Here is a 19,687-nt window from a genome sequence, read left to right as displayed (position 1 = left end):
TCCTCCATGTTATCATATCGGATAAAAGTATAGTTGTATAGACCAATTTTAAATAAATAAAAAATTGTTCACATTTGCGAACAATCTTCTTCTTTTTTATATCGATTGAACCGTCCCGTAGCGCCGGACAATCCATACTAACCGGAGGAATAACAAGACCGCTCCGGCTGCGAGTCCGGCAATCAAACCAATCCAATAACCGTCTGGTCCAAATCCGGCGTGCTCTGCCAAGACATACCCGAGTGGTAAACCGATGACCCAATAAGCGACGAGTGAAAGGACGAGCGTGATGTTGACGTCTTTAAAACCACGTAATATCCCTTGGATCGGTGCCGCGACAGCATCTGACAGTTGGAAGAATACAGCGAAGATCATAAAGTGAGCTGCAAGGTCCACGACCGTCGGATCATTCGTATAAATAGCCGCGACCCGTTCGTTTTGCCAAAACAAAAAAGCACCGGAAAAGATAGAAACACCGAGACAGAGCGCGAGCCCGATTTTTGCATAGCGGACGGCATCCTGCAGTCGTTTCGCGCCAAGCTCATACCCCACGACGATCGTCAATGCGCTCGATGCTGAGAGTGGCAACATGTAAACAAACGAAGCGAAGTTAATCGCCGCTTGGTGAGCCGCGACGATTTGGTCACCGTATGAACTGAGCAATACCGTGACCGCCGCAAAGATGCTGACTTCTGCGAAAATGGCGAGCCCGATTGGCGTCCCAAGTTGTAACAGCTCTTTTTGTCGGAGCCAGACCATTCGTTCGGTCGTCCGTAAAAACTTGTATTCGCGGAACGGCTTCCCGTTTCTCACGAAGAAGAAGGCCATGAAGAAGAGTAGCCAGTAAGTGATGCTTGAGGCGATTCCCGCTCCAACTCCGCCGTACGCCGGCACCCCCAGTTTTCCGAAGATGAAGATGTAATTTAATCCGACATTAATGGGTAACCCTAATAGTATGAGGATCATCGAGACTCGCGTCTTGCCCAAGGCATCCATGAGCGTGCGTAGCACATTGAACAGGAACATCGGCAAGACACCGAATCCAAGGGCAAGCAAGTATTGCGTCGCGATTCGTTTCCCTTCTACACTGAGCCCCATGCTCTCGATTGCCATCGGCACAAGGAATGAACCCAACGTCAGCGTGATTACGCTTAGCATGATGGCTAAATAGATACCTTGAAACAAGGTTCGTTGAATCTGTTGACGGTCTCGCGCACCAAGCGCTTGCGAAACGATCGGGGCCACCGCCAGCAAGATTCCACTCAGTCCGGTATACACCGGCATCCACAAGCTTGAACCGACTCCGACACCTGCCAAATCGACGGCACCCGCCCGTCCGGACATGACGGTATCAAAAAAGCTAATCAAATAAAAAGACACTTGCGTGACTAAAATTGGAAAGAAAATCGTGAAGAACAGTTTGATTTTTTCGTTTAATGAATGTGTTTGGTACATGGACAACCCTCATCTCTTTTTCAGAAAGGAACTTATAATCATGAATCAACGGCATGCAGAAAAACTTAAATTTGAACTGTTGGAAACGTGGAACACGTTCAATCACTATGTGACGGAAGCCCTCACCTTTAACAATTCAGAAGATATTCATCGCGCCCGAGTGCATTTACGGAAACTGATCACCTTCATGCAACTATACGAAACGAAGCCGGCGACGTTTCGACAACTCAAACAATTGATGGAGGCACTCGGTCATGTGCGCGACCTCGACGTCCTCATCGAAACGTTTGATTCTAAATCCGAACTCGACCATGCGTTTCTTGAAGCCATGGAGACACAACGTGCCATCGCACGGACGATTCTATCTACCCGTGTCAGTGAAAAAATGACACCGTCGCTCGATCAACAAGTACGTCGTTTCATCGGTGGACCGCTATTTCGTGCGTTCAAAAAAACGAACGCTTCCCCGATGTTAGAAAAGGCGAAAAGCGAGCGCAAGCAACGTGTACGCGTCTATCACGAACAATCCGATGGAAAAGAACAGCTTGAAGCACTCCATAAAGTCCGTTTAGCCGTCAAACGCGAACGTTACTTACATGAGTACTTGCTAAGCTATGAATCGGATGCTTCGATGGACACTGTCCGCACGTTAAAAAAGATGCAAACTGAACTCGGTGATATGAACGACCATGACCAACTGTTAAAACGTTGGCGCGCCTTCACCCCTCCAGCTGAACTACAGTCTGCATACGACAGAAAAATTGAAACATTACAGCAGGAACTCGATGCATCCGTGGAGCACCTCTCGATTTAGCGCGAAGTATAGCGCTCAATCAGTAGTTCCAACAACTTCATTCCGGCAATCGAGTTCCCTTTTGAATCAAGTGCCGGGCCAAATATGCCAAACCCAACGTTATTCAAGTCCAGTTCGTGGTTCCCGACCGCCAAGATGGCACCCGATACCCCACTTTTTCCCGGAAGACCGACCCGGACAGCGAACTCACCCGATGCATCATACATGCCACACGTCGTCATGATGGCCTTGACGATTCGGACGACCCGACGTGGAATCAACTCTTCGCCCGTATCCGGGTCTTCTCCATTCCCTGCAAAGACACGCCCGATTCGCGCCAAATCAAAACAATCAATCTCGATGGCACACTGTTTCGTATACACATCAATGATCTCATCGACGTCTCCATCCACAATTCCATGATGACGCATGAAATAGAGCAGGGCACGGTTCAAGTCGGTCGTCTCGTATTCAGAGCGGGCGACTTTTTCGTCGTACGTGACCTCCTCGACCGAGCGATTTAACAACGTCGCTAAAAACTGGCGGAACTGATAGATTTTGAGTTCTGCCGTCTCCCCCAAAATCATACTCGTCACCGCTAACGCTCCGGCGTTGATCATCGGATTCAGTGGTTTTGACGGGACCGTTTCCTCGAGTTTGGCGATGGAGTTGAATGCGTCCCCCGTCGGCTCCATCCCTACTTTCGAAAAGACATAGTCCTCCCCGAACTCCATCAATACATAACAAAGTGTGAGCGCCTTCGATACGCTCTGAATCGTAAACTTGTGATGAACATCCCCCGCGTGAATATACGTACCATCCGGCAAACAAATCGCCACCCCGAGTAAATCGTTTTTCACATGTGCGAGTTCAGGGATATAATCCGCCACTTTCCCTTGAGCCGTGTACGGACGACACTCATCAACCAAGTGATTCAACTGTTGTTCGAGTACATTCATTCCATCACCTCATGTTCCATCAAATTTCAACCGGGTCATCTTATCATATTACCCGTCTGGTGGTCCATCATCTTTATACCAGTCTTCATCCGCCCAAATCATCGGTGGACTTTCCTCGTCTCCAACCAACTTTTCTCCATGCCGATTCATCACCACAATAAACCCAATTATGCCCACCATCACAAGAGTCGCAACGATGAGGAAGGAAGCCATTCCATCGTCCCCTTTCGAATTCGTGACAAATTTGTCTAGAAGTCCGTGACACTTATCCTATATCTCCATCAACATTCTCGGTACCGTTAAGACGACAACAATTTTAGAGAAATGGGTGAATCAATTGAATCGAATCGCGATTATCGGAGGTGGCATCACCGGACTTGCCGCAGCCTATTATGCCAAAGAAGCCGGAGCTCATGTCACATTGATTGAGGCGCAGGACCGTCTCGGTGGAAAAATTAAGACCATTTATCGGGATGGTTTTACGTTAGAGACTGGACCCGACGGTTATATGGCACGAAAGCCGACCTTGACATCACTCATTACCGATCTCGGTCTCGCAGATCAACTCGTCCGCTCCAGAACCGGGACTTCTTACATTTACGTACGGAAGCAACTGAGACAGATGCCGGCCGGATCGGTCATGGGCATCCCGACCAAGTTTTGGCCGATGGTCAAAACGGATCTCTTTACTTGGAGAGGAAAACTTCGCGCCGGATTCGATCTCGTGATTCCACGCGTGTATACAGGAGAGGATATCTCGCTCGACCGTTTCTTTCGGACGAGACTTGGCTCAGAAGTCGTCGATACGATGATCGAACCACTTCTGTCAGGGATTTACAACGGGACACTCGATGACATGAGCATCGAGTCTACTTTCCCTCAGTTTATCACGATTGAACAAAAAACTCGCAGTCTGATTCTCGGAATGAAAGCACTCACTCCTCCCGTCCAAGCCGGTGTAAAGCCGTCCGAGACTGGTAAGTTCCTGTCGATTGAGCAAGGACTCGGAGCACTCGTCGAGGCGCTCCGTCCGTCGATTGATCGACTCATGTTAAAGACGGTCGTTCAATCCGTTCGACCTCATGAAGTCACATTTGCCGATGGGACGATCGAACAGTTTGATGGCATCATTATGGCCACATCGCCGCATGCACTCGGACCTTTGCTCGGATTCCCGGAAGCCGAACGTTTGTCATCGTTAAAACGTACCTCTTCGATGACCGTACTCGCCGCCTTCGACGAGTCAGAAGTGGATGCGTTAGATGGAACCGGCTACGTCATCGCCAAATCGGAAGGAAACGCTTTGACCGCTTGTAGCTGGATGCATAAAAAATGGCCGCACCTAGCACCTAAAGGAAAAGCATTGCTCCGCATGTATATCAGTTCAGAACATGTCTCGTCCCTGCTCCATGAAGAGGATGATCTAATCGCAAACTTCGCTTTAGGCGAACTTCGACGCATTCAAAAAGTCGGGACTCCCCTCTTCACGAAAGTCGAGCGACACATTCAAACGATGCCACAGTATGAGGTCGGTCATAAACAGGACGTCCGCGCGTTCGAAGAAGCACTTTTGAAGTGGGACGGCGTCGAAGCGTGTGGCGCCATTCTCCATGGGGTCGGATTACCTGACTGCGTCGATTCCGCCAAACGGGCGGTCGATCACTTACATCTTCGACAGGCGGTGACGGTATGAAACGTATCGACTATAATGAGAACCCGTTCATCGTCATTTGGGAAGTCACACGGGCCTGTGCGCTCTCCTGCGTCCACTGCCGGGCAGAGGCACAATTTCATCGTTACGAAAACGAACTCGACACGGAAGAAGGGAAAGCATTGATTCGCGAGATTCATGCGATGGATAACCCGATTCTCGTCTTTACGGGCGGTGATCCTCTCATGCGTGAAGATTTATTTGAATTGACCGCATATGCTTCCTCCCTTGGGATGCGCGTCTCCATGACACCTTCAGCTACACCTCGTGTGACTCACGATGCCGTGAAACGGGCAAAAGCAGCTGGTTTGTCACGTTGGGCCTTCTCCATTGACGGACCGGACGCCGTGACGCATGACTACTTCCGCGGTACACGTGGCAGCTTCGACCGTACCATTCGAGGAATCTCATATTTCCGAGAAGAAGGGATGTCATTTCAAATCAATACGACGGTGACCGAATACAATGTCGATCGATTACCGGAAATGGCGAAGCTCGTAGAATCCCTCGGTGTATCCGTCTGGACGCTCTTTTTCCTCGTGCCGACCGGACGCGGATCCCTGTTACAACCCATTACACCAGAGCGACATGAGGAAGTATTGAAATGGGCGTTCTCCATACAAGAGACGGCACCCTTCATCATCTCGACGACGGAAGCCCAATTTTATCGGAGAGTCGCCCGCCAAGAAAATCAGCGACGCCGGGCAGCAGGACTCCCTCCAATCGGACATCCACATGACGATTTGGCGAAAGCTCCTCGTGGGACGAATGACGGCAACGGATTCGTCTTTATCTCACATACAGGGGACGTACAGCCGTCCGGATTTTTACCGATCACCTGCGGAAACGTCCGAACGACACCTCTCGCCGATATTTATCGCCATCATCCGACATTCAAGGCACTACGTGATCCGGATAGTCATCACGGAAAGTGTGGGTACTGTGAGTATCGTTATCTATGTGGTGGTTCGCGTGCTAGAGCCTATGCGGTCACTGGCGATTTCAAAGAATCAGAACCGTACTGTATCTATCAACCAGAACGTCCTCTCGTTTCACAATAACGATTCCCATTTATTCCCTTTCTGTGTAAGATTGGATTATATGAATCTGATGGTGAAAAGAGGGTGTGTCCGTGCAGACTTTACCGATTGACGGATTGTTCTATATTGGGTTAGGTACAATTTTCATTGTTACGGCTTTACTTGGGTTCGGAATCAAGCAATTGACGAAACAAGGCATGGCGGGATTTTTTGTTCTCCTCGCAACGAGTCTTGGCTTTTTCTTTTGGCTACTGCTCTGGTTCCAAGAAGCAACCCGTGCCAGCTTCATGGGAACAATTCCATGGGTATTCAACTCTTTTTTTGGGACGGTACTCTACCTCATTTTTATTGGGATCAGTTATTTAATTTTGAGAAGAAAGCGTCGGCGTACATAAAAGAGGAATCCGATTTTGGATTCCTCTTTCTTTATGCATTGACTGTCGATGGGCGTAACGTCAACGCCCCGTTCTCGACATCGATGATGACCGTTTGCCCATCCTCGACATCTCCAGCGAGGATGCTACGGGCAAGTTTCGTCTCAATCGTCCGTTGTACATACCGGTTGATCGGTCGCGCACCGAATTGAGGTTCATATGCTTCGTCAGCAACGAACGTTTTGGCTGCATCGGTGATGTCGATATGAATCGAGCGTGTCGTGAGCCGTTCGCTCATCCGTCCGACCGCTTTCTCGACAATCTGACCGATTTGATCTTTCGTGAGGGGATGGAACAGAATCGTTTCATCGACCCGGTTCAAGAATTCAGGACGGAAATGACGACGGAGTTTGTCGAGCACTTGACGCTCTTCGTCCTCATCAATCACGCCATCTTTCGCCGCTTCGAGCAAGATGTCCGCCCCAATGTTCGACGTCATGATGACAATCGTATTTTTGAAGTCGACGATGCGCCCGTGCGAATCGGTCAATCGACCATCATCGAGCAATTGAAGCAAGATATTGAAGACGTCCGGATGCGCTTTCTCGACCTCATCGAGTAAGAGAACCGAGTACGGGTTACGGCGAACCGCTTCCGTCAACTGTCCACCTTCTTCATAACCGATATAGCCAGGAGGGGCACCGACGAGACGCGATACGGCATGTTTCTCCATATATTCACTCATATCCAGCCGAACGATATGGTCTTCTGAATCAAACATCGCTTCCGCGAGTGCTTTCCCGAGTTCTGTCTTCCCAACCCCCGTCGGTCCGAGGAAAAGGAATGAACCAATCGGACGGTTTGGATCTTTGATGCCAGCACGTGCTCGAATGACTGCATCGCTGACAAGACGAATCGCATCATCTTGTCCGAACACACGTTTATGCAAAACCGCTTCTAGATTGAGAAGCTTATCCCGCTCTCCTTCTGTCAGTTTCGTCACCGGGATCCCCGTCCATTTCGAGACGACCTCGGCGATTTCTTCTTCCGTCACTTCTTCACGCACGAGTTCACGCGTCACCGAACTCGCCAACTGTTCCGCTTCTTCTAGTTCCCGCTCAAGTTCCGGGATTCGTCCATATTTCAGTTCCGAGGCCCGGTTCAAATCATAGCGACTCTCTGCCTCTTGTAACTCGAGACGTACTTTCTCAAGGTCTCCACGGATTTGTTGTACGCGGTGCGTCGACTCCTTCTCATTCTCCCAACGGAGACGTAACGAATCAGACTGTTCACGGATAGAAGCCAATTCCTGTTGGAGCGCCTCAAGTCGCTTCATGGAAGCGGCATCGCTCTCTTTTTTAAGCGCCGCCTCTTCGATTTCAAGCTGCATGACCCGACGGACCAATTCATCAAGCTCAGCTGGCATCGACTCCATCTCTGTTCGAATCATCGCACACGACTCGTCGACGAGATCAATCGCCTTGTCCGGCATGAAGCGGTCCGTGATATAGCGATTGGATAGCACAGCCGCCGCGACGAGCGCGTTGTCATGGATGCGTACCCCGTGGTGAATCTCAAAGCGTTCTTTTAAACCGCGCAAGATGGAAACCGTATCCTCGACATCCGGTTCAGCGACAAGTACTTGTTGGAAACGCCGCTCAAGGGCCGGGTCCTTCTCGATATATTGGCGATACTCGTCGAGCGTCGTCGCGCCGATACAATGCAGTTCGCCTCGGGCGAGCATCGGTTTCAACATGTTACCGGCGTCCATCGACCCCTCAGACTTCCCTGCACCGACAATCGTGTGAAGTTCATCGATGAAGAGGATGATGGTGCCTTCCGCTTCTTTCACTTCGGACAAGACGGCCTGTAGACGTTCCTCGAACTCTCCGCGATATTTCGCACCGGCAACGAGGGAGCTCATATCGAGGCTGAAGATGGTTTTGTCTTTCAAACTTTCCGGTACATCTCCACGAACGATGCGCTGGGCGAGCCCTTCGACAATCGCTGTCTTCCCGACCCCTGGTTCTCCGATGAGGACAGGGTTATTTTTTGTTTTTCGACTTAGGATTCGAATGACACGACGAATCTCACTGTCACGTCCGATGACAGGATCGATTTTACCTGTCTTCACTTCTTGAATGAGGTCGCGTCCGTATTTCGTCAAGACATCATAAGTCGCTTCAGGCGACTTCGATGTGATGCGACGGTTCCCACGCACAGCGACAAGCGCCTCACGGAGTCGTTCTTCGGTGACACCTTTCCGTTCGAGCATCGTCTGTGCCTGACTGCTGTTCAACAAAATACCGAGTAGAATATGTTCGACCGATACGTACTCATCATTCATCCCCGTCGCTTCTCGTTCCGCAGTCGTCAAGACGCTTAAGAGAGAGGCTGAAATCATCGGTGTCGTCGGGTTTTGGAGTTTCGGCGCATGTTTCAGAGAAAGCGCGACTTCTCCTTCAATCTCTGACACGTTGATCTCCATTTTTTGAAACAGCAACGGCGCAATCCCGTCCGTCTGTGAAATCATTGAGGCCAATACATGCCACTCATTGATTTCGCTATGATGATACTGTTTCGCTAACGCTTGTGAACTGACAATGCATTCATGTGCTTTATCGGTGAAACGATTAAAGTCCATCACGATTCCTCCTTATCCATTAACGTTCGATTTTTTCATATACAGCCCGGTACGTCTCATCAAGCGGCAGGTCGACTTCGAGCTGCACGAACAAGTCCGACCGTACTTTCGAACCGGTCATGACACCTCGGCCCGGAATACGCATCCGTTGTCCCGGACGGCTTCCCGGTTTCACTTTCAACTTCACGCGTCCCCCGTCGAGTGTCGCAATGATGACGCTCGTCCCGTCTAAAAACTCAAGCGGTCGCAAACGCTTCACTGTCACGATATGCTCTCCTTCGCGACGATACGTATCGTCATCGGCAAAGTGAAGTTCGACATATACATCACCTCGGTTTCCCGATTGTCCGACCCGGCTTCCCTTTCCTTTCAAGCGCAACTTCTGACCTTCATAAGCACCTTGTGGAATTTTGACGTTCACGGTACCCGTTTGAAGACGCAGACTCACTTTCGACTCTTTCGTCAATTGACTAAGCGGGATGTTGACACGAACGGTCTCATCCAAGTCTTCGTCGACCGCTTGGTCAAAGAAGCTTCCGAACATATCTTCAAACCCGAACGTCCGCGAAGTCGTACGTGACCCCCCGCCGAATTGTCGGAAGAGATCCTCGAATTGAGATGAGCCTTCCCCGTAAGCTTCCCCACCGCCTCCGAACCCTTGTCCGAATGACGGTCCATCTGGGCTACCATATCGATCATAGTTCGCCTTCTTCTCCGGGTCGCTCAACACGTCGAACGCCTCTTGAATCGATTTGAAGCGATCCTGTGCCCCAGGATCTTTATTGACGTCCGGATGGTATTGTTTCGCCAGTTTCCGGTATGCGCGTTTAATCTCCTGCTCGGTCGCTCCTTTGGAAACACCAAGCTCATCGTAATAGTTTTTAGCCATATGGATTCACCTCACCTATCCCTTTCCCGTTTCTGTTAACTCTATTCTACTCATTTGGTCAAATAAGGTCAAAGATTATCCTTTCACTTTTCATACGAAAAAAAGAAGAGATTCGTTTCAAAAAACGAACCTCTCCTCCTTTAGAAGTATACTTTCGGACTATCCATTCCGTCCTCGAACACAATGGTCACTTCAGGGTCTCCACCGAGGGATGTCACGTTAATTCGAACCGGAACGTTCCGATTATATTCCCAACGGTTTTCAAGCAAGCCGACAACGTGTTGTGTGAATCCGACGAGCTCAGCGCGACTGTAAAACTGAATCGGGATATCAATCTCCATTCTCGATAAATCTCCATTCTGATAAAAACCTTTCCCGATCATCCCGCTATAGTCCGGGAAAAGGTCTGCGATCCGATCGCTGAAGAGCGTAAACTTCTGAGCGTCCTCGCGTACGTCAGACGTCGCTGATGTCGACGGGAAGTAGTAGTACTTCTCATCGATCGCTTTCCAGTCATCCGATTTGACCTGATCCGCCGTCCCAACGAAAGCCGATTTGATATAGTTCCCCGGTGTCGGTGAACCTTGTGTCGATTTCATATAGAGCGCGACATTGATATCGAGATCCTTGAAGTCTTCCCGCTTCCGTAATTGGGAGACGAGCTCGTTCGCCATACGTTCCCCTTCTGCGATCACTTTCTTTTGATCGAGTTTGACGGTGTACGTCGGACCATAGTTCGGTGCTTGGAAGACATACTCACGGTTCAATATGAGTGCAAACGATACGCCTCCAACCTGATACCCGCTGTCCTCTTTCGTCATGTAGTTCTGTTCGACAATGGAAGCTAAATAAAGTGGTGACTTCTTGTTTGCGTCGACAAACTTGTCGTCTTCGACTTCTGCCTTGCCATCCGCATATGCCGGGTTCAAGGGTGTCAATCCTTCATTACTTTTATCTTTCCGTGCAAGTAAACGGGACACATCCTCCGCATTCAACAGCTGTCCCTCTTGATAAGCGAACTTTTCCGGGTCGAACGCGTCCGTTGAATGACGCATGAGACCGAGTTCGACTTCTTCGAGTTCTAACGATGAACTGACTTGACGTTGGGCGAGACCTCTCGCCGCCGCCGGTTTGAACGGAATGACCATCTGGTAATAAGAGTCACGGGCTTCGATCGCTTGTGTGACGCCTTCGGCCGCTGTTTCGTCCCCTGTTGGTGTCGCTTCTTCTTCACCCATCGGTATTTTCATTGAACATCCGCTCAACAATAGCGCAGAGGCGATTGTCGGGATGACGAGTTGTTTCCATTTCATCTATGTCTAGCTCCTTTGAACATCGTTTCCTATTTCACTTTGTCCATTATAACAAAATCGTTCCACGAAAAAAGTATCGAAGCGGAATCAGAACAAATCCCTTCTCGCATGAACGAGAAGGGATGTCGATTTATGGTTTCGTTGACGGGTGGTTGCGACGAATCAACAGTAGGAGTCCTGACGCGAAGAGAAGTGTACCGAGCATGACGTGCCATAGATCATCCGCTTCGCCTGTCATCGGAAGTACGCCTTGTGCGTACGGATCGGCTTCATCGATGTGCTCGACTCGTTTCGCTCCACTCTCTTTGACAACGACTGTCACGGCAGGTGGTGTGGTTTTCGCCTCTGTATTCTGTTTGTTAGCGTCTTGTTTCGGCTCTTCTTTTACCGGAACAGGTTGCTTCACTGCTACCGGTACGTCGACAGAGTGAGTAACCGCAATCCCTTCATCCACCTCAAAGGTGAATGTGGCACGTTGAATCAATTCAGCCCCGGCTCTCATATCATAAGATGTGAGGAGCGGAAGCTCAAACGAGAACGTCACTTCTTCTTCCGGACCGAGACCGTCTCTGAAGGCAGGAATCGCTTCGACCAGCTCTGCGAATCGTTGATTTGCCAGGTGTTGTTCTTCTTTTGTCAAGGCACCGCTTGGCCATGTAAGAACTGCTTTCGCTAAAAACAGGGTGACTCTCGAAGGATTGGTGATCGTATACGTATAACGAACGGGCTCTCCCGGTTGAACGGTCGCTTTCTCAACCGTTGCATTCACGGTGAAGTCTGGTGTTTGCAAAAGGATAATTTGTTGACTTTCTGACGTGACAACCCGGTCGAATTCATCCACTCCGGTCACCCGAAAGACACTGCCGATCTCAGGATGAGCGTCGAACGAATATCCGGTCTGAATCGCTAAAACTTCTGTCACTTCCACCCGTTCCCCCGGCAAGAGACTGTCTTCTCCTATTAATTCATGCAAACGATCAAATACGTGTTGATTGAACGATTCGATTGATTGATGATCGATGTCTCCGCTCACATACTCATGAGAGAATTCTGTCACCGTCATCGGCGTGTCTCCTGTGTTTTCTACAATGAACGTATACGATATTTCGCCTCCGACAACGGCTCGGTCGACTGCGGCGATGTTGATTGCTTCAACGGCGAGTTTCGGTAACGTCGGTTCAGTCGTCGGCTCTTCGACGACTGGTTCTGGTTCAACCGGTAGCGTCACCTCTTCTGATGGGTCTGGTTCTGTGACTACAGGCGGTTCCTCCACTTCGACAGGATAGGCTTCCGTGACAGTGTGTGGAGAAAACGTATACGGTACACCTTCCGCATCATAGAGCGTGATGAGGTCAATCAACGAGTCGTCTACTACTTCCGCATCAATCATAAATCGCCAAACGTCAGCTGATTCACGGACCCCGTAATACGTGATTCCTTCATAGACAAGACTTGATTCATATAATGTTTCGCTTTCCTCATCTGTCAAATTCACTTGGATATACCGGAACGTGGTCGTGTCCGCTTTGGCGGTGGGCACCTCAAATAGGGTTGAAAGGAACATGAGGATGGTAAATACGGCAACGAAGCGCTGGATGTTGTGTGTCATGATGTTGGTCCCTCCTCTAAGGTGAAAACAAGCGCTCGAATCGCAATCGTTCCGATGACGACGTTCACCACGTAGAGGAATGAGAGGAATGTGTGTGTGAAAGTCATGGTGTCAAAGGGTTCTCTCGCAAAAATATATTAGCATTTTGATTTAGTTAATCTATACCCCTCACACGCTTGTGCGAACCTGCTCAATCCCAATTATTTCCGAAAAAAACGTTCGCCGAAGCGAACGTTTATGCTTGTTCCTTTAAAAAGTCGAGCAGCTTGGCTTCATCCCATACTTCGATTCCGAGAGATTCGGCTTTCGCCAGCTTCGAACCTGCCTTTTCACCGGCGACGAGCAAGTCTGTGTTTTTACTCACGCTCCCTGTCACACTCGCGCCGAGGAGTTCCAGCTGCTTCCCAGCCTCGCCACGTGTCATCTCATGCAATTTCCCCGTCAATACGACTGTCTTCCCAGAGAGCGGTGCCCCTTCAGTCGTTGAACGCTTCATTCCTTTGAATGATAAGTTCACACCTGATTCCGCCAATTCTTTGACGAGTTCACGTGCTTCTGGTTTTTCGAAATAGAGGACAATCGATTCGGCCATCTTCGTCCCGATGCCATCGATGGATGTCAACTCTTCGACTGTCGCAGCGATGATTGCATCCATCGTCTCGAACCGTTCTGCAATTAAAGAAGCGGCCTTTTGTCCGACGAGTCGAATCCCGAGGGCGAAGAGCACCCGTTCCAATGAGTTTTGCTTCGATTGTTCGATTGCCGAGAGCAAGTTCGTCACTGACGTCTCGCCCATGCGCTCGAGTCCAAGTAAATCATCTCGGTCCAAGCGATACAGGTCGGCCACATTATGGACGAGCCCTGCTTCGTGAAGCTGCGTGATCACTTTCTCGCCGAGCCCGTCGATGTTCATCGCTTGTCTCGACACGAAATGGATGAGTCCTTCAAGCAGTTGAGCCGGACATTCCGGATTGACGCAACGATGATCCGCCTCTCCTTCGAGTCGAATCAACTCCGACCCACACGCCGGACAATGCGTTGGGAATTCAATCACCCGCTCTTCCCCACTCCGTTCACTCGCCAATGCCGATACGACGGCCGGAATGACGTCTCCTGCTTTTTTGATGACGACTCGGTCACCGATATGAAGGTCTTTTTCTTTTATAAAATCTTCATTGTGAAGCGTCGCATACGTCACGGTCGAACCTGCCACAGAAACCGGAGCAAATCGCGCCCGTGGTGTGACCTTCCCCGTACGACCGACACTGAAATCGACGTCCTCAATTGTCGTCACAACTTCTTCTGCCGGGAACTTGTACGCGACGGCCCAGCGCGGACTTTTAGCGGTGAAACCAAGTTGTTCCTGTTCTTCATACCCGGCCACTTTGATGACGATCCCATCAATTTCATATGGGAGGTCACTCCGTTTTGTCACGTATGTCTCAATGTAATCCCACAGTTCATCCGCCGTCTGGCATGTTGTATAATCTCCGCTCACAGCGACACCGAGTCGTTTCAAATAATCGAGTGACTCGTCATGTGACGCGACAAGATCGTCTTGCGACACCAAACCGTATGCAAAGAACGCCAAGTTTCTCGACGCCGCAATTTTTGAGTCAAGTTGTCGAAGTGAACCAGCAGCTGCGTTTCTCGGATTTGCGAAAAGTGGCTCACCGACACGTTCTCGTTCATCATTCAATTGTTCGAACGAACGTTTCGGCATGTATGCCTCACCACGCACTTCAAACGTCACGTCCTCATTTAATCGAAGGGGAATGGAACGAATCGTCTTCAAGTTTTGCGTGATATCCTCACCCGTCGTCCCGTCCCCGCGCGTCGCACCACGAAGGAGACGACCATTCTCATATTTTAACGAAACGGCGAGTCCATCAAATTTGAGTTCCGCCACGAATGTCGGTGTGTAACCGAGATCTTTCTCGATTCGCTCCACCCATTCCACAAGTTCCTCTTTCGAGAAGACGTTTCCAAGTGAGAGCATCGGTGTGTCATGTGTCACTTTGACGAATGCGTCGAGCGGCGCTCCTCCGACGCGTTGCGTCGGGGAGTCCGGTGTTCGAAGTTCTGGATAATCGGTCTCGATTTGAATCAATTCGTTCATCAATCGATCATACTCCGAATCCGGCACGCTCGGACGATCGAGCACGTAATACTCGTATCCGTATTGATTTAACGTTTGACGTAGCTCTTCTACGCGTTCTGCCATCTCCATATCCTCACCTCACGCTTTTTCGATAGGGGCAAACTTAGCCAACAGGCGCTTGATCCCGACTTCTGGGAATGCGATGTCGACTTCGAGTTGGTCGCCTTCACCACGTGTCTGCACGACCGTCCCTTGTCCCCATTTCTTATGATTTGCTTTGTCGCCGACGTTCCACCCGACTGTTTCGGCACCGGACGATTGGGCGAGTTTCGGCTTCGGTTTCGAACTAAAGCCATTCACCGGTAACTTCCCTGGTGACTCGACCGGGTTCCATGGCATTGGTTTTCTCGCCTTACCGGACCGCTCCAACAACGTTTCCGGCAATTCATGCAAGAATCTCGACTCCGGGTTGTTTTGGAAGCGACCATATAGCATCCGTGACTGGGCACGTGTCAAATAGAGACGCTTCTCGGCACGGGTGATTCCGACATACGCAAGACGACGTTCTTCTTCCATCTCTTCCTCGTCGTTCAAGGCACGGCTGTGCGGGAAAAGTCCTTCTTCCATTCCAATCAAGAAGACGACCGGGAATTCAAGTCCCTTCGCCGAGTGCAACGTCATCAACGTGACTTGATGCGACTCATCGACTTCATCGAGTGAATCGAGGTCTGAGACGAGCGTCAAATCGGTAAGGAAGGCGACGAGCGTCTGTTCATCGCTCTCTTTCTCAAAGTTTTGGGCGACCGACAGAAACTCTTGCAAGTTCTCGAGTCGGCTTTCCGCTTCAAGAGTCTTCTCGATTTTGAGCATCTCTTCATATCCTGTCTTTTTCAATACCTCTTCGACGAGTTCTGAAATGGAGAGGTAGTCCGCCATCTGCCGTAAATCCAGCATCATTTGGCGGAATTCCGCGAGTTTCGTCGCAGTGCGTGGGGCGATGCCTGACAATTCGATGTCACGAATCGCATCCATAAGTGAGACGCCTTGCATATCTGCAAAGTCACCTAGTTTATCAATCGTCGCGGCACCGATTCCGCGTTTCGGCTCATTGACGACGCGAACGAACGAGATGTCCTCATCCGGGTTGGCAATCAATCGCAAGTATGCGAGGACGTCCTTGATCTCTTTTCGCTCATAGAACTTCGTCCCGCCGACCATTTTGTATGGGATGTTCGACTTGAGGAGCATCTCCTCGAGTCCACGTGATTGAGCGTTCGTCCGATAAAGGACCGCCATCTGTCCGTAGTCCATCCCTTCCATCTTCAGCTCTTTCATCTGGTTCATGATGAAGAACGCTTCGTCGCGATCGTCCGATGCGACATGGAGCAACAGTTTCTCTCCTTCGTCATTTTCAGTCCACAAGTTCTTATCTTTGCGGGAAGCGTTGTTTTGGATGACACCGTTCGCCGCCTCCAAAATCCGTTTCGTCGAACGATAGTTTTGTTCGAGCAAGATGACATGTGCGCTCGGATAATCTTTCTCGAACGTCAAGATGTTGGCGATGTCGGCACCGCGCCAACGATAAATGGACTGATCCGAGTCCCCCACGACACACAAATTCTCGTGTGCCTGCGCGAGAAGTTTGACGAGTGTATATTGGGCACGGTTCGTATCCTGATACTCATCGACATGGATGTACTTAAATTTTTTCTGATAGAACGCCAACACATCCGGCGCTTCTTGGAATAAGTGAATCGTCTTCATAATCAAATCGTCAAAGTCGAGAACATTATTTTGTTTCAACTTTTTCTCATACGCTGTGTAGACGTCCGAGATGATTCGCTCGTACGGATTGTTCCCGACGAGGGCAGCCGCATCTTTCGCCGTACGCAGCTCATTTTTATGATTTGAAATCATCCCGAGAAGGGTACGCGGTTCGTACTTCTTCGGGTCGAGGTTCAATTCTTTCAACACCTGTTTGATCGCTGTCAATTGATCTGAGGCATCTAAAATAGAAAAGCTCCGGTCATAGCGGATGCGATCGATATCACGTCGTAAAATCCGGACACACATGGAGTGGAATGTAGAAATCCAAATGTCCTCGGCGACACCACCCACAAGACGCGCAATCCGATCTTTCATTTCTCGTGCTGCCTTATTCGTGAACGTGATCGCTAAAATGTTCCACGGTGCCACTTGCTTCGCCGCCATCAAATAGGCGACACGATGGGTCAAGACACGAGTCTTCCCAGACCCTGCACCCGCCATAATCAACAGCGGGCCATCCGTATGCTTCACCGCTTCTGCTTGTTCCGGGTTCATCCCTTTGACTAATTCTTCGCTAAGATTATACATAATTGTTTCCTTCCTTGTTCCAAACGTTTGTTCTTATTTTATCGGAGTGCTCGTACAGTCGCAAGTGCTCCAGCTAAGTCTTCATAAATGATATTGCCGACAACAATCGTGTCGACATGTGCACCCATTAATCGTGCCGTCTCTTCTCCCTCGATGCCACCACCGTAAAAGAGATGTGCATCAGGTAACGCCAAACGAATCTCTTTGACGACATCAGGATTCCCGAGTCGTCCACTATATTCGATATAGAGCGAGGGAAGACGGAACAAGTGATGTCCAACTTCCGCGTATGCCACGGACTCTTCGATCGTCAAATCGCATCGTGCTTCTGTCACGTCAGCGACTTTCGCGTCCGGGTTCAAGACGAGATACCCTTGAGCCGTTACAAGACGGGCATCAAAGAAATGGCCGTATCGTTCAAACGCACGAGCATGATGTCCAATGATCCATTCCGGAGTTCCTGCATTCAGCACGGTGGGCACGAAGTAATGATTGAATCCGTGGATGACTTGACTAGGATGACTAATCTCAAGTGCGATTGGAATCCCGGCATCTCGGACTCTCGCATATAGCGCAAATGTATTCTCTGCATCAACCCCATCCGTCCCTCCAATCAAAAAGGCGTCGGTCCCAGAATGGATGAGGGCCTCGAGCGCCTCATCTGTGAGTTCCTTATTCGGATCTAGTTTAAACACATGTCGCCACGTCTGAAATTCCAACTCATTCCCTCCTATCGAATCCTTCTCTAGTGTATCGATTTTTTTCCTCCCGTGCATCTCCCCAACAAAAAAAGACTTGCCGAAGCAAGTCACGAACGTGCCGTACGATTCCGTTCCCGATCCGTCAACCATTTCGCAACAAGCAAGGCGAATAGACCGTAAACGGGGACGAACCAGAGCGGATTCGCTAAAAAGAATCCGAGCACCGGTATGTCAAGGAGCGGCGAGTCCGGTGAACAGAGTGCCGTTCCATTGACGATGGCGATAAACGGAAGAACCGGAACAATAAAGACGTATCCGAAGTTGATCCAAAATGCTTTCATATGACAATCTCCTTATCCTAAGATGATTGATTCTTTCGGATAGTTATACATCCGCTTCGGTTGTCTCCGTTGCAGGATGAGAATGAAGGCGATGACGCCGATCCGACCGATGAACATGAGAATCGTCAACACCCATTTTCCAACGTTACTAAATTCGGAGGACAATCCGACGGATAGGCCCGTCGTCCCGAACGCAGAACACGCCTCGAATAAGATTCGTGTCAACGAAGCATCCTCAAAATAAGCCATGACCATGACACCTGATAGTAACACGGCAAGCGAGACCGTAATGATCACGAACGCTTTCCAAATATCTTCAAGGACGATTTCACGACCGAAAATTTTAATGGACGAGTCCCCGCGAATGAAGGCGATGACAGCGAGAACGGCTACAGCAAACGTCGTCGTCCGAATCCCCCCACCGACAGACGATGGAGATGCCCCGATGAACATCAGGATGGACAAGAGCAACATGCTCGCTTCAGAGAATAGATTGACATCGACCGTCGATAGACCACCATTTCGTGTCGTCACGGATTGGAACAACGAATCCGAAAGTGCCAACCAGAGCGGCAAGTCCTTAAAGGCATTGTTGTATTCAAAGATGAACAAGCCGACCGTACCGACGGCAATCAAAATAAAGAAGGTTGAGACCGTCAATTTCGTGAACAACGAGAATCGACTCGGGAACGTGTGACGTTTCCGTGTGATTCGGCTCACCAAGTATGTTCGAATCTCTACGAGCACCGGGAATCCGATGGCACCACCGGTCATGAGCGCGATTTGCGTAAAGATGACGAATGGGTCCTCACGGAATGGCGCGAGCGAACTTCCCGTAATGTCAAACCCGGCATTCGTCGTCGCACTGATCGACCCGAACAATCCTTGTAAGAAGGCTTCTCCGATGGTATCAAAATAATTTAAGTAATGGACCCCGAGCACGACTGCACCGACCGCCTCGATGGCGATAACGGTGATCACGATTTCCGTGATGTATTTAACAATACCAGACATGGACGTCTGGTTTTGGTCGCGTAAAATCAGTTGTCTTTCCCTAAACCCAATCCGTTTCCCAAGTAAGATCCACATGATGACGTGCAAACTGATCAATCCGACACCGCTCACTTGGACGATGAACAGAATGATAAATAAGCCGAACGTGGAGAAGATATCGGTGACTACAATCGGTGTCAGGCCGGTGACACTGACACAGCTCACCGCAAAGAAGACAAGGTCGGTAAACGTGATCGTCACTCCAGGCTTATGGGCGATTGGTAAGGCGAGGAGCAAAACTGATAAAATCGCTGCCGCACTATAAATTAACACGAGTGTTTGGACCGGTGTTAAACTTCGAAAGAACAATTGTAAGTTCAGTTTCATGAATTTCTGTTGCATCTCGCCC

The 19,687-nt window shown here is 49.8% G+C and carries 16 protein-coding genes; 4 read left to right on the top strand and 12 right to left on the bottom strand.

Features of this window, described 5'->3' with window-relative positions; genetic code table 11:
* Window positions 1-96: 96 nt before the first annotated feature.
* Window positions 97-1,455, bottom strand: a complete 1,359-nt coding sequence (locus KNO65_RS12755; protein ID WP_214784680.1) for an MATE family efflux transporter — start codon at window positions 1,453-1,455, stop codon at window positions 97-99.
* 40 nt (window positions 1,456-1,495) lie between these two features.
* Between KNO65_RS12755 and KNO65_RS12750 the strand changes: the two genes are divergently transcribed.
* Complete coding sequence (locus KNO65_RS12750; RefSeq protein ID WP_214784677.1) at window positions 1,496-2,269, top strand: CHAD domain-containing protein; 774 nt, start codon at window positions 1,496-1,498, stop codon at window positions 2,267-2,269.
* Here the strand turns inward: KNO65_RS12750 and glsA are convergent.
* Window positions 2,266-3,207, bottom strand: a complete 942-nt coding sequence (gene glsA / locus KNO65_RS12745; RefSeq protein WP_159563499.1) for a glutaminase A — start codon at window positions 3,205-3,207, stop codon at window positions 2,266-2,268. The genes KNO65_RS12750 and glsA overlap by 4 nt on opposite strands.
* 48 nt (window positions 3,208-3,255) lie before the next feature.
* Window positions 3,256-3,420 (bottom strand): hypothetical protein, encoded by a 165-nt coding sequence (locus KNO65_RS12740; protein WP_214784674.1) that lies wholly within the window; start codon window positions 3,418-3,420, stop codon window positions 3,256-3,258.
* 115 nt (window positions 3,421-3,535) lie between these two features.
* Between KNO65_RS12740 and hemG the strand changes: the two genes are divergently transcribed.
* The 3 genes from hemG (at window position 3,536) to KNO65_RS12725 (ending at window position 6,353) form a co-directional block, all read left to right on the top strand.
* The gene (gene hemG / locus KNO65_RS12735) at window positions 3,536-4,900 is read left to right on the top strand and encodes a protoporphyrinogen oxidase (RefSeq protein WP_214784671.1); all 1,365 of its coding nucleotides are present in this window, start codon (window positions 3,536-3,538) and stop codon (window positions 4,898-4,900) included.
* A complete protein-coding gene (locus KNO65_RS12730; RefSeq protein ID WP_214784668.1) occupies window positions 4,897-5,979 on the top strand; it encodes a TIGR04053 family radical SAM/SPASM domain-containing protein in 1,083 nt (360 codons plus the stop codon). Before hemG ends, KNO65_RS12730 begins: the two co-directional genes overlap by 4 nt.
* Window positions 5,980-6,050: 71 nt before the next feature.
* Window positions 6,051-6,353, top strand: a complete 303-nt coding sequence (locus KNO65_RS12725; protein ID WP_214784665.1) for a hypothetical protein — start codon at window positions 6,051-6,053, stop codon at window positions 6,351-6,353.
* 31 nt (window positions 6,354-6,384) lie between these two features.
* Here the strand turns inward: KNO65_RS12725 and clpB are convergent, their stop codons facing one another.
* From clpB to KNO65_RS12680, 9 genes are all read right to left on the bottom strand, one after another.
* Entirely contained in the window at window positions 6,385-8,976 is a 2,592-nt protein-coding gene (gene clpB / locus KNO65_RS12720) for an ATP-dependent chaperone ClpB (protein WP_196431625.1), read from the bottom strand.
* A gap of 19 nt (window positions 8,977-8,995) precedes the next feature.
* Window positions 8,996-9,865 (bottom strand): DnaJ C-terminal domain-containing protein, encoded by an 870-nt coding sequence (locus KNO65_RS12715; protein ID WP_214691445.1) that lies wholly within the window; start codon window positions 9,863-9,865, stop codon window positions 8,996-8,998.
* A gap of 140 nt (window positions 9,866-10,005) precedes the next feature.
* The gene (locus KNO65_RS12710; protein WP_074037823.1) at window positions 10,006-11,178 is read right to left on the bottom strand and encodes a CamS family sex pheromone protein; all 1,173 of its coding nucleotides are present in this window, start codon (window positions 11,176-11,178) and stop codon (window positions 10,006-10,008) included.
* A 130-nt stretch (window positions 11,179-11,308) separates the two neighbouring features.
* Complete coding sequence (locus KNO65_RS12705; protein WP_214784838.1) at window positions 11,309-12,787, bottom strand: LPXTG cell wall anchor domain-containing protein; 1,479 nt, start codon at window positions 12,785-12,787, stop codon at window positions 11,309-11,311.
* Window positions 12,788-13,022: 235 nt separating this feature from the next.
* The gene (gene ligA, locus KNO65_RS12700; protein ID WP_214784662.1) at window positions 13,023-15,017 is read right to left on the bottom strand and encodes an NAD-dependent DNA ligase LigA; all 1,995 of its coding nucleotides are present in this window, start codon (window positions 15,015-15,017) and stop codon (window positions 13,023-13,025) included.
* A 9-nt stretch (window positions 15,018-15,026) separates the two neighbouring features.
* A complete protein-coding gene (pcrA, locus tag KNO65_RS12695; RefSeq protein ID WP_214691441.1) occupies window positions 15,027-17,243 on the bottom strand; it encodes a DNA helicase PcrA in 2,217 nt (738 codons plus the stop codon).
* A gap of 38 nt (window positions 17,244-17,281) precedes the next feature.
* A complete protein-coding gene (gene pcrB, locus KNO65_RS12690) occupies window positions 17,282-17,962 on the bottom strand; it encodes a heptaprenylglyceryl phosphate synthase (RefSeq protein WP_159563491.1) in 681 nt (226 codons plus the stop codon).
* Between the two features lie 89 nt (window positions 17,963-18,051).
* Window positions 18,052-18,285, bottom strand: coding sequence for a hypothetical protein (locus tag KNO65_RS12685; protein WP_074037828.1), 234 nt, complete (start codon window positions 18,283-18,285; stop codon window positions 18,052-18,054).
* 12 nt (window positions 18,286-18,297) lie between these two features.
* Complete coding sequence (locus tag KNO65_RS12680; protein ID WP_214784659.1) at window positions 18,298-19,680, bottom strand: TrkH family potassium uptake protein; 1,383 nt, start codon at window positions 19,678-19,680, stop codon at window positions 18,298-18,300.
* Between the last annotated feature and the right edge of the window lie 7 nt (window positions 19,681-19,687).

The organism is Exiguobacterium sp. S3, from assembly GCF_018617295.1.
Classification (GTDB): domain Bacteria; phylum Bacillota; class Bacilli; order Exiguobacteriales; family Exiguobacteriaceae; genus Exiguobacterium; species Exiguobacterium profundum.
The sequence above is the reverse complement of the archived record's forward strand: the minus strand, read 5'-3'. Positions and strand labels throughout refer to the sequence as shown.

What these genes read in the sequence shown, in the direction of transcription:
- KNO65_RS12755 (WP_214784680.1), bottom strand. Translation starts at nt 1,455, where the DNA reads ATGTACCAAACACATTCATTAAACGAAAAAATCAAACTGTTCTTCACG.
- KNO65_RS12750 (WP_214784677.1), top strand. Translation starts at nt 1,496, where the DNA reads ATGAATCAACGGCATGCAGAAAAACTTAAATTTGAACTGTTGGAAACG.
- glsA (WP_159563499.1), bottom strand. Translation starts at nt 3,207, where the DNA reads ATGAATGTACTCGAACAACAGTTGAATCACTTGGTTGATGAGTGTCGT.
- KNO65_RS12740 (WP_214784674.1), bottom strand. Translation starts at nt 3,420, where the DNA reads ATGGCTTCCTTCCTCATCGTTGCGACTCTTGTGATGGTGGGCATAATT.
- KNO65_RS12730 (WP_214784668.1), top strand. Translation starts at nt 4,897, where the DNA reads ATGAAACGTATCGACTATAATGAGAACCCGTTCATCGTCATTTGGGAA.
- clpB (WP_196431625.1), bottom strand. Translation starts at nt 8,976, where the DNA reads ATGGACTTTAATCGTTTCACCGATAAAGCACATGAATGCATTGTCAGT.
- KNO65_RS12715 (WP_214691445.1), bottom strand. Translation starts at nt 9,865, where the DNA reads ATGGCTAAAAACTATTACGATGAGCTTGGTGTTTCCAAAGGAGCGACC.
- KNO65_RS12710 (WP_074037823.1), bottom strand. Translation starts at nt 11,178, where the DNA reads ATGAAATGGAAACAACTCGTCATCCCGACAATCGCCTCTGCGCTATTG.
- KNO65_RS12705 (WP_214784838.1), bottom strand. Translation starts at nt 12,787, where the DNA reads ATGACACACAACATCCAGCGCTTCGTTGCCGTATTTACCATCCTCATG.
- ligA (WP_214784662.1), bottom strand. Translation starts at nt 15,017, where the DNA reads ATGGAGATGGCAGAACGCGTAGAAGAGCTACGTCAAACGTTAAATCAA.
- pcrA (WP_214691441.1), bottom strand. Translation starts at nt 17,243, where the DNA reads ATGTATAATCTTAGCGAAGAATTAGTCAAAGGGATGAACCCGGAACAA.
- KNO65_RS12685 (WP_074037828.1), bottom strand. Translation starts at nt 18,285, where the DNA reads ATGAAAGCATTTTGGATCAACTTCGGATACGTCTTTATTGTTCCGGTT.
- KNO65_RS12680 (WP_214784659.1), bottom strand. Translation starts at nt 19,680, where the DNA reads ATGCAACAGAAATTCATGAAACTGAACTTACAATTGTTCTTTCGAAGT.